At 38.6% G+C, this 13,252-nt stretch carries 11 protein-coding genes and 1 pseudogene; 10 read left to right on the top strand and 2 right to left on the bottom strand.

Going from position 1 to position 13,252, the window contains the following annotated elements; genetic code table 11:
• From BLP87_RS16170 to BLP87_RS14670, 5 genes and pseudogenes are all read left to right on the top strand, one after another.
• Positions 1-298: pseudogene (locus BLP87_RS16170) on the top strand (IS1634 family transposase); the annotation flags it as partial.
• A gap of 605 nt (positions 299-903) precedes the next feature.
• Positions 904-2,601 carry an arginine--tRNA ligase gene (argS, locus tag BLP87_RS14685; RefSeq protein ID WP_074463346.1) on the top strand — a complete coding sequence of 566 codons (1,698 nt, stop codon included), beginning with the start codon at positions 904-906 and terminating at the stop codon, positions 2,599-2,601.
• 325 nt (positions 2,602-2,926) lie between these two features.
• A complete protein-coding gene (locus BLP87_RS14680) occupies positions 2,927-3,550 on the top strand; it encodes a PBECR4 domain-containing protein (protein WP_051563137.1) in 624 nt (207 codons plus the stop codon).
• Positions 3,547-4,521: an acyltransferase family protein gene (locus tag BLP87_RS14675; RefSeq protein WP_074463345.1), complete on the top strand. Its 975-nt coding sequence runs from the start codon at positions 3,547-3,549 to the stop codon at positions 4,519-4,521. The genes BLP87_RS14680 and BLP87_RS14675 overlap by 4 nt, the downstream gene beginning before the upstream one ends.
• Before the next feature lie 30 nt (positions 4,522-4,551).
• The gene (locus BLP87_RS14670) at positions 4,552-5,172 is read left to right on the top strand and encodes an HAD family hydrolase (protein ID WP_074463344.1); all 621 of its coding nucleotides are present in this window, start codon (positions 4,552-4,554) and stop codon (positions 5,170-5,172) included.
• Between the two features lie 65 nt (positions 5,173-5,237).
• Here BLP87_RS14670 and BLP87_RS14665 read toward each other — a convergent pair whose 3' ends face one another.
• The gene (locus BLP87_RS14665) at positions 5,238-6,983 is read right to left on the bottom strand and encodes a carbon starvation CstA family protein (RefSeq protein ID WP_074463343.1); all 1,746 of its coding nucleotides are present in this window, start codon (positions 6,981-6,983) and stop codon (positions 5,238-5,240) included.
• The gene (locus BLP87_RS14660; protein WP_074463342.1) at positions 6,980-7,522 is read right to left on the bottom strand and encodes a hypothetical protein; all 543 of its coding nucleotides are present in this window, start codon (positions 7,520-7,522) and stop codon (positions 6,980-6,982) included. Before BLP87_RS14660 ends, BLP87_RS14665 begins: the two co-directional genes overlap by 4 nt.
• Before the next feature lie 246 nt (positions 7,523-7,768).
• On the opposite strand from BLP87_RS14660, the gene BLP87_RS14655 reads away from it, so the two are divergent.
• The 5 genes from BLP87_RS14655 to BLP87_RS14635 all read left to right on the top strand — a co-directional run bounded on the left by BLP87_RS14655 (position 7,769) and on the right by BLP87_RS14635 (position 13,241).
• On the top strand, positions 7,769-8,113 hold the full coding sequence (locus BLP87_RS14655; RefSeq protein ID WP_026513415.1) for a phenylpyruvate tautomerase MIF-related protein: 345 nt from the start codon (positions 7,769-7,771) through the stop codon (positions 8,111-8,113).
• A 59-nt stretch (positions 8,114-8,172) separates the two neighbouring features.
• Entirely contained in the window at positions 8,173-10,617 is a 2,445-nt protein-coding gene (locus tag BLP87_RS14650) for a clostripain-related cysteine peptidase (RefSeq protein WP_074463341.1), read from the top strand.
• 343 nt (positions 10,618-10,960) lie between these two features.
• Complete coding sequence (locus tag BLP87_RS14645; RefSeq protein WP_074463340.1) at positions 10,961-11,464, top strand: NUDIX hydrolase; 504 nt, start codon at positions 10,961-10,963, stop codon at positions 11,462-11,464.
• Position 11,465: 1 nt separating this feature from the next.
• Positions 11,466-12,278, top strand: coding sequence for a YlmH/Sll1252 family protein (locus BLP87_RS14640; RefSeq protein ID WP_074463339.1), 813 nt, complete (start codon positions 11,466-11,468; stop codon positions 12,276-12,278).
• A 27-nt stretch (positions 12,279-12,305) separates the two neighbouring features.
• Entirely contained in the window at positions 12,306-13,241 is a 936-nt protein-coding gene (locus BLP87_RS14635; protein ID WP_074463338.1) for a 3'-5' exonuclease, read from the top strand.
• The last annotated feature ends 11 nt before the right edge of the window (positions 13,242-13,252 follow it).

Raw genomic sequence — 13,252 nt, 5'->3', positions numbered from 1 at the left:
TGAAAAATCCTTTGGCAACCTTAAGGAACGGCTTTCCATGCGACGAATGTCCGTCGCATCAGAAGAAAACTTTGAAGGCAAACTGTTTATTCAGTTTATAGCACTTCAGATGGTGTCTTATATCAAAAAGAAGATGGATGAAAACGGTCTGTTTAGCAGGTACACAATCCAGTCATTACTTGATGAACTGGATACCATTGAGTATTATCAGCAGCCCGGAAAGGCACATCATCTATCTGAGATAACAGCAAAGCAATGTGAACTCTATGAGTTCATGGGGTTAAATGTCCCGACATGATCAAACCTTGGTATAAAATGACGGGAGTTTAGGGTGTAATTAGAGAGCTCAGAGAAGAGACAGGGATAGATACTAATAATTTAGTTAGAGTAGGATGTGTATAACATTGTGGATACAAAACATTCTATGAAATATATATGTGTATAACAGATATTCCAAAAATAGAATAATTTTACAGGAAGGAGAGACTTCTTCATACAATTGGGTTAGTGTAGATGAACTTTCGAAAATGCCAATTGAAACATTTGCATCGGTACGTTCTCAACAGTTCATTGAAGAATTTAAAAGATAATAACAATTATGTGGATAAAATTAGAAAGGTAAATTGACAGATTTTTTTGAATATTGTATATTAAATTCAATATTATTATAAAGGATGATTCGTATGAGTTTATTACTGACAAACAGCTTAAGGAGCAGACAGAGGAGACATAAGTTCTTGTAACTATCGCAGATAATTCGCATGGTTGCAAGAACGTATGTCTTGTTGCCGTGCGGTGCTGTTAATAAGTAATATAAAGCAGAACCGTAATTGATTTAGCAGATTGCTGTAAATCTATTGCGGTTCTTTTTTTATCAAAAAATATCAAGAAAGGAATTGAAACATGAAAGAAGAAATTTGTAAAGTCGTTGCAGAAATTTTGGGATTATCAGATTCGGAGATTACTATTCTCATAGAAACGCCGCCGGATAGTAAAATGGGTGACATGGCAATTCCGTGTTTTGGTTTTGCCAAGCTGTTACATAAAAATCCGGCACTGATAGCTACTGAGATTAAAAAAGGATTAGACCAAAAGAAGAATCAACTTGGATTGGATGAAGTACTTTCAGTTAATGGATACTGCAACATATTTGTGAATCGAATGCTCTTTACGGAAAAAGTACTAAAACAAGTAGTAAAGGAGAATCTTGGTGTTGAGAAAATCGGAAATAATAAAACTGTTTGCATGGATTACTCTTCACCAAACATCGCCAAGAACTTTCATGTAGGACATTTGCGAACTACAGTTATTGGAAATGCATTATATAAAATCCATGAAAAACTTGGATATAAAGTTATCCGGATTAATCATCTCGGAGACTGGGGCACGCAGTTTGGAAAACTGATAGTGGCATATAAAAAATGGAGTAGCAAGGAAGAGGTTGAGAAAAAAGGAATACAGGAGCTTCTTGATATCTATGTGAAATTCAACAATGAGAAAGAAGAACATCCGGAGCTTATGGATGAAGCGCGAGATTGGTTTGTAAAGATGGAACATGGTGATGAAGAGGCTTTATCAATATGGGAGTGGTTTAAAGATATCAGTATAGTGGAATTCGAGCGCGTCTATGATATGCTTGGAATTTCTTTTGACTCATATACAGGAGAAAGCTTCTATCGCGAAAAGGTTCCGGCACTTGTAGAACTGTTAAAAGAGAAAAAGCTTCTCATAGAAAGCCAAGGCGCAAACGTAATAGATCTTTCTGATTATAATATGCCACCATGCATGATCACTAAAAAAGATGGAAGCTCAATCTATCATTCTCGCGATATTGCCGCTGTTCTTTACCGCAAGGAAAAGTATAACTTTGATAAATGCCTCTATGTGACAGGACTTGAGCAGTCGCTTCACTTTAAGCAGGTGTTTAAGGCAATAGAACTTATGGGATATGATTTTTATAAGGAACTTGTTCATGTTCCTTATGGTCTGGTGAGTCTTGATGGTGAGAAACTTTCAACTCGTACAGGCAATATCATCTATGCAGAAGATATACTTAAAGAAGCAATCAAACGAGCAGAAGATTTAATAGAAGAAAAGAATCCGTCGCTTGATAACAAGGAAGAAGTTGCAAAGCAGGTAGGAATCGGAGCTGTTATATTCCATGATCTGTTCAATCAGCGAATAAAGAATATCAACTTCTCATGGAAGGAAGTGCTTAGCTTTGACGGCACGACAGGTCCTTATGTTCAATATACTTATGCTCGGGCTAAGAGTATACTTCGTAAGTATGGAAAAGAAATACAATATGAAGTAACAGACTATCAGGCACTTATAGATGATATTTCTTTTGCCATTATAAAAACTATTGGTGGATATGAAAAGGCCGTGAGTAGTGCAGCTGAAAGTTATGAACCCTCAGTAGTAGCAAGATATATGATAAACTTATGCTCTGATTTTAATAAGTTTTACCAGGAATGCCCGATTTTAAAGGAAAAAAATGAAAAGAAAAAAGAAGCAAAATTACAACTGGTAAATATTACTGCAAAGATAATTTCCGAAGGATGTGGACTTCTTGGTATGGAATGTCCGGAAGAAATGTAAAACTGGAAGGTGAAAAAATGCATTTTACAAATACAAAGGGGATCCTGTCAGGAAAATACTTAAACTTTTATGAAGAATTAAGCTGATATCTTGATTAATCATTAGAGCGTTGCTAAGATGTAATTGACAGAAATGTTAGGTGAGCTGACACCTTAAAAATCTGACATTTATGCCGCATATAGAAGGGCGGACAGTTGGCGAGCAACAGAAAAACTCGACATTTAAGCTGGATTTAAAGGCCAGACAGTTGGCAGACAACAGAAAAATCAGCGTACAGACTATGTTGAGGTTGTCCTTATGGACAACCTCTTTTTTGGGAGTTTTAATGAAAATCAACAAAAAGGATGCAATTCGTATTATTACGGAGGCGGCTAAAAAGTATGAAGAATGCCTCAATAATAATACATTTTTGATAGTTTATGAAAAGTTAGGAATTCAGGAATATGTTGAAATCAGCTTTAGAGATATGTTTTTTTTGCATCTGACGGGAATAACAACTAAGCTTTCTGCACAGAGATTTTACAAAGCATGTATTGCAAATAAACTTTCAGATTCAGATATTACAATAGACAATAAGGGGAAAGTTGAACAGAAGCTGGCTGTGATACCTTATCTTCATGAGTTGTTGTTCAATAATTGTATGATTGGCGATTTTATAAACAGTGGCATAAAGATTAGAGCTGATTATTTTGTTGGCGATACAAAATTTGTATTAAGCTTAGGTGTAAAGAAAAATAGGAAAACGGATATTCCTGTATCTCTATATAAAGAAGATGTAAGAAAGCTGATTGCGCCTAAAAATAAAGTTCTGCTCATTATGAAAAAGAAATATAATGAGGAAAAATATTCTGAAAAAACTTTTATTTCTAAGAAATTTGATATTAAACAGCTAAACATATGTAATGATATAGTTTCCATTTCAGGATTAATGGACAAAGAAGTATTATGAAACGAGATTATTCATTCGACAACATGAAAGTACTGCTGATAACCTTGGTAGTATTTGGGCATGCACTTGAGGAGTTTGGGACAACAGGAAAGTTGGGACTTATAAGGGCGGTGATCTATTCATTCCACATGCCGCTCTTTATTTTTATATCCGGATATTTTTCGAAGTCAGATGCAAAGCCGGAGAAATTATTGAAGACAACGATTATTCCGTTCATTATATTTAACACAATCTGGATGTTTATTCAGGGAACTGCGATCAACAAAATAAATTTCTTTAAACCTATATATGTATTTTGGTATTTGCTGAGTCTTTTTTTCTGGAGAGTTACCGTAAAATATTTTGACAGGGTAAAAGGAATGGTAATACTGGCATTCTTTGTAGGAATATATTGCGGATGCATAGGAGAAGCGGAGAGGTTTTTCTCAATATCAAGAACCGTATCGTTTTTTTCGTATTTCATACTTGGTTATAAATTTAAAAAAGAGAGTATAGAAAAAATTAGAAAAATTCCTAAGATATACAGTCTGGTACTTTTGATTGTTGCTTTCGCAGTTACCGTATACTTAAATATCAGAGGCATAATGCCTGTGAAGATGTATGAACTTATCCAGTCGTATAGTGCGACAAAACTTGATAACATGCAGGGAATGGTATTAAGGGGGACAATCTACATCATAGCTACGATAATAATATTTGCATTAGTAAACCTCATGCCAGATAAAGAATTTCCGATTACAATATACGGACAGCGAACGCTTTGCATCTATGTCCTTTCAAGTTTTGTGATCATCCCAACTCACAGGTTCATGACAAAAGCAGGAATAAGCATAGAAGAGATGCCTATTCAGATCATAGTTGCACTTGGCATTACAGCAATGACATTTATAATCACAGGAAACAAATATGTAAACAAGGGCTATAACACGCTCATGGAAAAAATAAGTTCTTATCTTATAAAAGCTAAATAACATAATAACTAAGGCAGGAGAAAAGGCTTAATGAAAAATAATATTGAATGGATCTTTTTTGATGTGGGTTCTACGCTGGTAAATGAAGAAAAGGTTTATTGTCACAGGTTACAGGATATCGCGGACGCTGTCGGTGAGCCGTTTGAAAAAATATATAACATGGCAATAGACTTATACAAAAATAATAAGAAGGGCGATCTGGAATTAACACGGAAATATAAAGTCTCAGGTTCAAAGTGGTATTTAGAAGAAGAGGAATTATTCGAGGATACAGAAGAAACCTTAAAGGCATTGAGCCCAAAATATAAGATAGGTATTATAGCAAATCAATCGTTAGGAACAGCAGAAAGACTTGAAAAATTCGGTATTAAAAAATATATAGATCTTATAATAGCATCAGCAGAAGAAGGTGTGGAAAAACCTGACAAAAGAATCTTTAATATTGCATTGTCTAAAGCTTCTTGCAATCCGGAAAATGCGGTAATGATTGGTGACAGAATTGATAATGATATAGTTCCTGCAAAAGAATTGGGAATGAAAACGATATGGATAAAACAAGGATTTGGTAAATATTGGAATATAACCGGAGAAAATGAAATTCCGGATGAAGAGATAAATAGTCTGTCAGAATTAAAGGAAAGATTTTTATAAAAAAAGCATAAGATTTTGCCCATGTTTCAGCAAAATCTTATGCTTTTTTATGTATGTAGAAATGATTAAGCTACTTTGCTTTCATCGTTTTTTTTCTCAGACTTTTGCTTGAAAAGAGTCTTTGCAGAAATAACTGAAAGTACAACTGAGAGTACTACGAGAAGCACAGCGATAAGTGCCTGAATAAGTGCCCAAACATCTGCAGATCCTGATGTGTAAGCTGTAAGCTTAGCAGTGATTGTCTGAATGAGTGAGCAGATTGTAACAGCAAGCATGAATACCATAGGAATGTAGAACATCTTATTGTTCTTACCTACAGCACCGAGCCATGTGCAAACTGCAAGAAGACCGATAGCTGCAAGAAGCTGGTTAGCTGCACCGAATAATGGCCAAATCTTGGTGTAACCTGTCATACCAAGTGCAACACCGAGTACAACTGTGATTGCTGTAGCAACGTAAGGATTTGCAAGAACCTTCTTGTAACCTGTTGCATCTTTTGCTGTCTGTCCCTGCTCAAGGAAGAATTCCTGGAACATGTATCTTGCAAGACGAGTAGCGGTATCAAGAGATGTGAGACAGAAAACTGAAACCGCAAGGATGAGCATCTGGTACATAATGTCTTTTGCACCGGGAGCGAATGATCCGATCATTGCTGAAAGTCCGCCGGCAAATACCTGAGTAGGGCTTGCGTATGTTCCGTCTGAAGCAGCTGCCCATACAAAGCCAACTGCAAGAAGAGAGATAACCGCAACTACACACTCGATAAGCATTGAACCGTAAGCTACAGGCTTAGCGTCTTTTTCATTATCAAGCTGCTTAGCGGTTGTTCCTGATGAAACAAGTGAGTGGAAACCTGAAATAGCACCGCAAGCGATTGTAACAAAGAGGGCAGGGAAAGCAGTACCTGTTGTGAACACGCCTGTTCCCTTAAGAGCTGCATCGCCCATAGCAGGAATCTGGAATGAACCGTTACCTGTAACAACAGCTCCAAGAACTGCTATGATACCTGCTCCAATCATGAAGTAAAGAAGGAAAGAGCTGAGGTAATCTCTTGGCTGTAACAAGATCCAAACAGGAGTAACGGATGCAATCAAAATATATACACCGATAACCCACATCCATGCATTGTAAGAAAGTGCGATAGGATGGAAGTTAAGACCGATGGCAACAACTGCAACGATTCCAAGACATCCGAAAACAGAAGCAACTCCGATGGGAGCATTCTTTCTGTAAACGAAGAATCCAAATACCATCGCAAGAAGGATGAAAAGGATTGAGATCATAGCGGTTGACTGATTAGCTGCAAGTGTAGGTCCTTCAACTGCTGCGCCGGCTGAGGTTGTAACACCGAATGTACTTGCAACAATTGAGCTGAAAGCTGCAACGACCAAAAGAAGAGTAAGATAACCAAATGTGATAAAGAGTCTCTTAGCTTTTTTGCCCATTGAATCATCGATGATCTCACCGATTGACTGACCTTTGTGACGAAGTGAAGCGAAGAGAGCACCAAAATCATGTACTCCTCCAAAGAAAATTCCGCCGATGATTACCCATAACAATACGGGAATCCATCCAAAAACGGCTGCCTGAATAGGTCCGTTGATAGGGCCTGCTCCGGCGATTGATGAAAAGTGGTGACCCATGAGAACAGGTGCTTTGGCAGGAACATAGTCGATACCATCTTCGAGCTCATGCGCAGGTGTTTTCTGTGAAGGGTCAATTCCCCATTGCTTTGCGAGCCAGCTACCGTAGAATACATATCCGGCAGCAAGAAGCGCAATGCTTACTAAAAGTATTACTGCTGCATTCATAACAATTCCTCCATTTTTTTGTATATATCAAAGAGCAGAGATTTTAGCTCTTTGCCGACATAATTGGTATAGACTTCCTTGGTGTCCATGGTCGCAACGGCGAGTCGTGCTTCGCTGTGACCTCTGAAGCTAAGAAGATATCCTTTATCAAAATGAAATTTCTTTATCATTTTTTTTGTCTCGGAATCGGGAGCAGAATCACACAGCACGACAAAAGTAATATAAGAGATCATGTGATCCTTCTCGGGATACTTCTCATTCTTGCGGACAAATTCAGGTTCTATCTTTTGAATGATCAGCTCTTTTATCTCATCAATTTTTTTCGGTGAAAAAGAAGTTTCTTTTATAAAAAAAACATGTTCAAAAGTTTTGACAGCCCAAAGCTGAGCTTCTTTTTTAAGAACATATTTCTCGCTCATCGAATGAAAAAAGGCATAGGCAGGGAAAAGGATTTCACCAAATTTATAGTTTTCTGTGACATCGAAATTTGCCTGATACCGGCGTAGAAGTTCTTGCAAATATGCGTCGGATGTAACCATTGAAGCCACCTTACAAGTAAATAATTCTTATTGAAAATAAAGATTATATATACTTTATCACTTTGACGCGGTGTTGCAAAGAGGAAAATGCACTTTATTAAAGTAAATAAATATAAAGAAGAAATCGAATACAAAATGCAACAAAGATGGAGCATAAGCCATGCATAATAATAAACAAATATGAAACCGACCCTCAATATAATGTATAATAAATTGGAAAAGAAAGAAGACGAAGGGAGACAAAATATGCCTTTTATAAATTCAAAAATAAGCATAACAATTTCAAAGGAACAGGAGACAAAGTTAAAGACAGAACTTGGAAAAGCAATAGAACTCATCCCGGGGAAGAGTGAAAACTGGCTTATGACAGGATTCGAAGACGGGTATCATCTGTACTTTAGAGGAGACAATTCTTTGCCCACAGCATTCGTTGAAGTAATGATATTTGGAAAAGCAAACCCCGATGCGTTCGAAAAACTCACAGAAAAGATAACAGAAATCTTTGGAGATGTACTTGATATTAAACCGGATCATATCTATATAAAATATACACCTGCAGATCAGTGGGGATGGAACGGCAGTAATTTCTGATATTGTCATATCATTTTTTCTACAAAAAATCTGTATGCAAAAAAGTCTGGAGGTAAGCAATGGAGAACAGACCTGTTGGAAGGAAAAAGAATGTCACCGAAGGAGGTTCCGGAGTACACAAAAGAGGTGAAGGACTCGGGACCGGTCCTGTAGGAAGCAGTAGCGGGTATTCATCGGGGACAGGACCTTCTGAAAATGGCGGAGGTATGAAGAGGTCAGGAAGAGGGGTAAATCCGCTCTTTATGATAATAGTGCTTTTGTTTTTGGCAGGAGGCGGCGGACTATCGGCCATATTCGGAGGCGGACAGAGCGATACTGTGCCGACGACTCAGACACCTGCAAATACCACGCAGAATACCCAGACATCACAGGGCGGAAATTCAGGGACAGCAGGCTCGATTTTAAGCCAGCTTTTTGGAAGCTACGGATCGTACACAGGCTCGGGAGTAAATTCGGCAACATGGAGTGATACTCCAAACATAGGAAATCTTAACACAAATGTGGACAGCAGAGCACGTGAAAAAAGGACTGTTATAAAGGGTAACGGACAGGATAATATCACCGTTATGGTGTATATGTGCGGAGCAGATCTTGAATCAAGAAATGGAATGGCTACAAGAGACATTCAAGAGATGATGAAAGCAGACCTTGGTGATAAGATAAATCTCCTTGTTTATACAGGTGGTTGCAGACAGTGGCAGAACAACGTTGTTTCAAGCTCTACAAATCAGATATATCAGGTAAAAGACGGTAAGCTCAATCCGCTTGTTGATAATGTGGGTAACTTACCGATGACAAAACCGGAGACTTTGTCGAGCTATATCAAGTGGTCTGCAAAGAACTTTCCTGCGGACAGATATGAGCTTATTTTCTGGGATCACGGCGGAGGCTCTACTGGAGGATACGGATACGACGAAAAATTCCAGACTGCAGGCGCCATGTCTCTTGCAGGAATAAACAAGGCACTTAAAGACGGCGGAGTTACGTTTGATTTTGTCGGTTTTGATACGTGCCTTATGGCGACTGTTGAGAATGCACTTGTCGTATCAAATTATGCCGATTATCTTGTGGCATCCGAAGAGACTGAACCGGGAGTCGGTTGGTACTACACAGATTGGCTTTCGGAACTTGGAAAAAATACATCTATGGAGACGATAAATATCGGAAAGAATATTATCGACTCTTTTACAAGTACATGCGCACAGACTTGCCCGGGACAAAAAACGACACTTTCAATAACAGATCTTGCGGAGCTTTCACAGACAGTTCCGACAGAGCTTGCAGACTTCTCAAAAAGCACCTCTGAGATGATAAAAAATGATGATTATAAAACAGTTTCAAATGCCAGAGGAAATACAAGAGAATTTGCGGCTTCTTCAAAGATAGATCAGGTAGATCTTATAGACTTTGCAAACAGGGTTGGAACAGATGATGCAAAAGAGCTTGTAACAGCCCTAAAGAGCGCAATAAAATACAACAAAACAAGCTCAAATATGACCAATTCATATGGACTTTCAATCTACTTTCCTTATAAGAAAACAAGCAAGGTAGATTCGATGGTAAATACATATGAAGATATCGGTATGGACGAAGAGTATGCAAAGTGTATTCAAAACTTTGCTTCTATGGAGGTCGCAGGACAGGTTGCGGCGGGAGGTTCACAGACACCTTTGCCGTCACTTTTTGGAGAGCTTTCCGGAAGCGGTAATTCGGATGCATCTGCAGAGATGATAACACAGCTACTTACGACCTTCCTTTCAAGCGAATTTAGCAGTGTGTCTGGGCTTAACTCTTCCAACACATCATTCCTTGGAAAAAATCTTGATGTGGAAAAGGCAGCAAATTACATTGCTTCAAACAGGTTTGATGAGTCCGTTCTTATATGGACAAAAAACAGCGCCGGAGAAGACGTTATCAGCCTGACTGAAGACCAGTGGAAAATGGTGCATGAACTTGAACTAAATATGTTCTATGATGACGGCGAGGGATACATAGACCTTGGAACAGATAATGTTTTCGACTTTGATGAGAACGGAAATTTAAGGTCGCAGAACGACAAGACATGGCTTGCGATTGACGGTAATGTTGTGGCCTACTATGTGGTAGACATACAGGCAACTGACGAAAGCTATGCAATAACAGGCAGAGTTCCGTGTCTTTTAAACGGACAAAAAGCGAACCTCATTCTCGTGTTTGATTCGGACAATGAAGACGGGTATGTTGCTGGTGTTTGCTACGACTACGTTGAAGGCGAGACAGAGACCATAGCAAAGAACCTCACAGAATTGCAGGCGGGAGATGAGATTGATTTTACCTGTGATTACTATGGGTATGACAAGACCTTTAAGGACGCATATTTACTGGGTGAAAAGTACACAGTAAAAGGCGCAATGTCCGATATGAAAATAAGCAATGTTTCCGTAGGTGAAGGAACAGTTCTTGAGACATATTGTTTCACAGATATTTACGGACAAAAATATTGGACTGAAACAATGAAACACTAATAAAGATTAACAGGCATAGGCAAACTTATTTTTTCCTGAATCATTTGGATAAAAAACTGTGATTAAAACGGAGCTTTTTTTCTTAAAAAAGCGGGGCAAAAAATAAGACAAAAATTGATGTAAAAAAGCGGGATTGTAAAAAGTGTGCAATCCCGCATGAATACTGGAGTTCAGCGTTTTGACACTAGTAAAAAACGAAGTAATTTTCAGACATAAAAAACAAGGTAAATTCAAAGGATAAATACCGTTTGTATTTACGCGGAAAATTACGCATACCATATCGGGAAATAATAACAACAGAAAATCATGATATATATGCATTTTTAAAGGCAGGAGTTTTTAGATGTACGAGATACTTACAACATTGTGCTATATAGAACGTGACGACAAATATCTCATGCTCCACAGAGTCTCCAAAAAGAACGACATCAGCAAAGACAAATGGCTCGGTGTAGGAGGGCACTTTGAAGAGGGTGAAAGTCCCGAAGAATGTATGCACAGAGAGATACTTGAAGAGACAGGTTATGACATACCAAAAGAGGAGCTTAATTTCAGAGGACTTGTGACCTTTGTTTCAGGAAGAGGAGACTATGAGCTTATGTCCCTCTTTACAGCACACGCTCCCGACGCAGAACCAAACGACTGTGATGAGGGGAAACTTGAATGGATAAAAAAGAGTGATGTTTACGGACTCAATCTCTGGGAAGGAGACAAGATATTTTTTAAACTCCTTAAAGAGAGAAAAGACTTCTTTTCACTAAAGCTTGTTTACGACGGAAAAGACAACCTTATCGAGGCTGATCTTGACGGTAAAAAAATGGATTACAAGGAATATCTAAGAATATAAAATGAACGAAGAAAAAACACGGGATTATCTTGCGGGAAGAGCAAAGGACCTTGCCACAAGAGCTTATATGAATAATTTTGTCACTCACACGGACTTCTTGTCAGTATCCGAGCAGGCGCTTTTTTACAACATACTTGCGAGTGAAAAAATACCTGCAAATGTGCACGAATTTCACGGCGCGCATTTCGTTATGTACGGAGGTAATAAAGACGCGGAGAGAGCGATGGTCTGTTTCCTTCCCGATTACATGGATGAAGAGAGCTTTATGATAGCGGAGAGGGAAGAGCCTTCTGTACTTGCCTGTGTGAGGATAAAACCGGTGAATGCAAAATTCGCCGATAATCTAAGTCACAGAGACTACCTCGGCGCGGTCATGAATCTCGGAATAGAAAGAGACCAGATCGGTGATATCTTTACGGGAGAAAATGAAGCATATCTTTATGCCACATGTGACATCGCGGAAATGATATGCAAAGAACTTATTAGAATTAAGCATACTTCCGTGAAGTGCGAAACAGTAAAATCTTCCGAGTGCAACATCGAACCCAAATTCGAAGAAATCGGAGGCACGGTTGCATCGGAGAGAATAGATGCAATTCTTTCTTTTGTTTATCACCTCTCGAGATCGGAAGCGCAGAGGCTTATCGAAGCGGAGTCTGTATACATAGACGGACGCACTGCATATAGCGGCGGATATGACCTCAAAGAAGGGGCCAGAGTTTCGGTAAGAGGACACGGCAAATTTATTTATCTTGGAACAGAGAATACGACCAGAAAAGGCAGACTGTTTATAAAAGTAAAAATTTTTGTATAATAGAGCCTGACAGGAAGGCGATTTTTTATGGGCAATTATATTGTATTTGACCTTGAGTGGAATCAGGGTGAAGCGCCTGTTACAATAGACGGCAAAACTCTTTCATTTGAAATAGTTGAAATAGGCGCTGTGAAATTAAATGAGAAAAGGGTTAAGATAGGCGAGTTTTCAAAACTGATAAAACCTAAGGTTCACAAGCAGATGCACAAGATAACGGGAAAGCTTATTCATCTGTCTATGGAAGACCTTGAAAACGGAGAAGATTTTTGTGATGCGGCAAAAGAGTTTTTGGAATGGTGCGGAGAGGATCCTAAATTCTGCAGTTGGGGGCCGCTTGATCTGACAGAATTTCAGAGGAATTTAGACTTCTTTGGAATGCCGCTTTTATCGGACAGACCGCTTGCATTTTATGATGTACAAAAACTCTATAGTCTTGCGTTTGATGACGGACGTACCAGGAAGGCACTTGCAGCGGCAGTAGAAGAGTTGGGACTTAATACAGATAATCCTTTCCACAGAGCACTGGGTGATGCGGAGTATACTGCAAAGATATTTCAGAAGTTCGGAGAGAGAGTACTCGAACGGATATCTTTTGACACCTATGTAACACCTAAGACCAAGAAGCAGGAAATCAAGATTGTTTTTGACAGCTATGAAAAATATATTTCAAGGGAATTTGATACCAAAGAAGATATCCTTGAAAATATGGAGATAATGAGCACCAAGTGCTACATATGTCATAAGAACATAAGACGTAAGATAAAATGGTTTTCTCCAAACGGCAAACATTACTATGCAGTTGCATGTTGTGACAAGCATGGTTTTATGAAGGCAAAAGTCAGGATAAAAAAAGCCGAGAACGGAAGACTCTATGTTGTCAAAACTTGCAGGTTCATTTCACCTGAAGAAGTTGAGACCATGAAACAAAGACAGAGGAAGGTAAAAAAAAGGCAGACCCCATAATATAATGGGTT

It is taken from the genome of Butyrivibrio hungatei (assembly GCF_900101605.1).
In the GTDB taxonomy this organism is placed as follows: Bacteria; Bacillota; Clostridia; order Lachnospirales; family Lachnospiraceae; genus Butyrivibrio; species Butyrivibrio hungatei_B.
Note: the sequence above shows the minus strand (reverse complement) of the source record. Positions and strands in the feature narration are given on the sequence as shown.

Bases quoted from the DNA above. Each gene is read 5' to 3' on its own strand.
- BLP87_RS14645 (WP_074463340.1), top strand. From the start codon at position 10,961: ATGTACGAGATACTTACAACATTGTGCTATATAGAACGTGACGACAAA.
- BLP87_RS14675 (WP_074463345.1), top strand. From the start codon at position 3,547: ATGAAACGAGATTATTCATTCGACAACATGAAAGTACTGCTGATAACC.
- BLP87_RS14640 (WP_074463339.1), top strand. From the start codon at position 11,466: ATGAACGAAGAAAAAACACGGGATTATCTTGCGGGAAGAGCAAAGGAC.
- BLP87_RS14655 (WP_026513415.1), top strand. From the start codon at position 7,769: ATGCCTTTTATAAATTCAAAAATAAGCATAACAATTTCAAAGGAACAG.
- BLP87_RS14680 (WP_051563137.1), top strand. From the start codon at position 2,927: ATGAAAATCAACAAAAAGGATGCAATTCGTATTATTACGGAGGCGGCT.
- BLP87_RS14670 (WP_074463344.1), top strand. From the start codon at position 4,552: ATGAAAAATAATATTGAATGGATCTTTTTTGATGTGGGTTCTACGCTG.
- BLP87_RS14665 (WP_074463343.1), bottom strand. From the start codon at position 6,983: ATGAATGCAGCAGTAATACTTTTAGTAAGCATTGCGCTTCTTGCTGCC.
- BLP87_RS14660 (WP_074463342.1), bottom strand. From the start codon at position 7,522: ATGGTTACATCCGACGCATATTTGCAAGAACTTCTACGCCGGTATCAG.
- BLP87_RS14635 (WP_074463338.1), top strand. From the start codon at position 12,306: ATGGGCAATTATATTGTATTTGACCTTGAGTGGAATCAGGGTGAAGCG.
- BLP87_RS14650 (WP_074463341.1), top strand. From the start codon at position 8,173: ATGGAGAACAGACCTGTTGGAAGGAAAAAGAATGTCACCGAAGGAGGT.
- argS (WP_074463346.1), top strand. From the start codon at position 904: ATGAAAGAAGAAATTTGTAAAGTCGTTGCAGAAATTTTGGGATTATCA.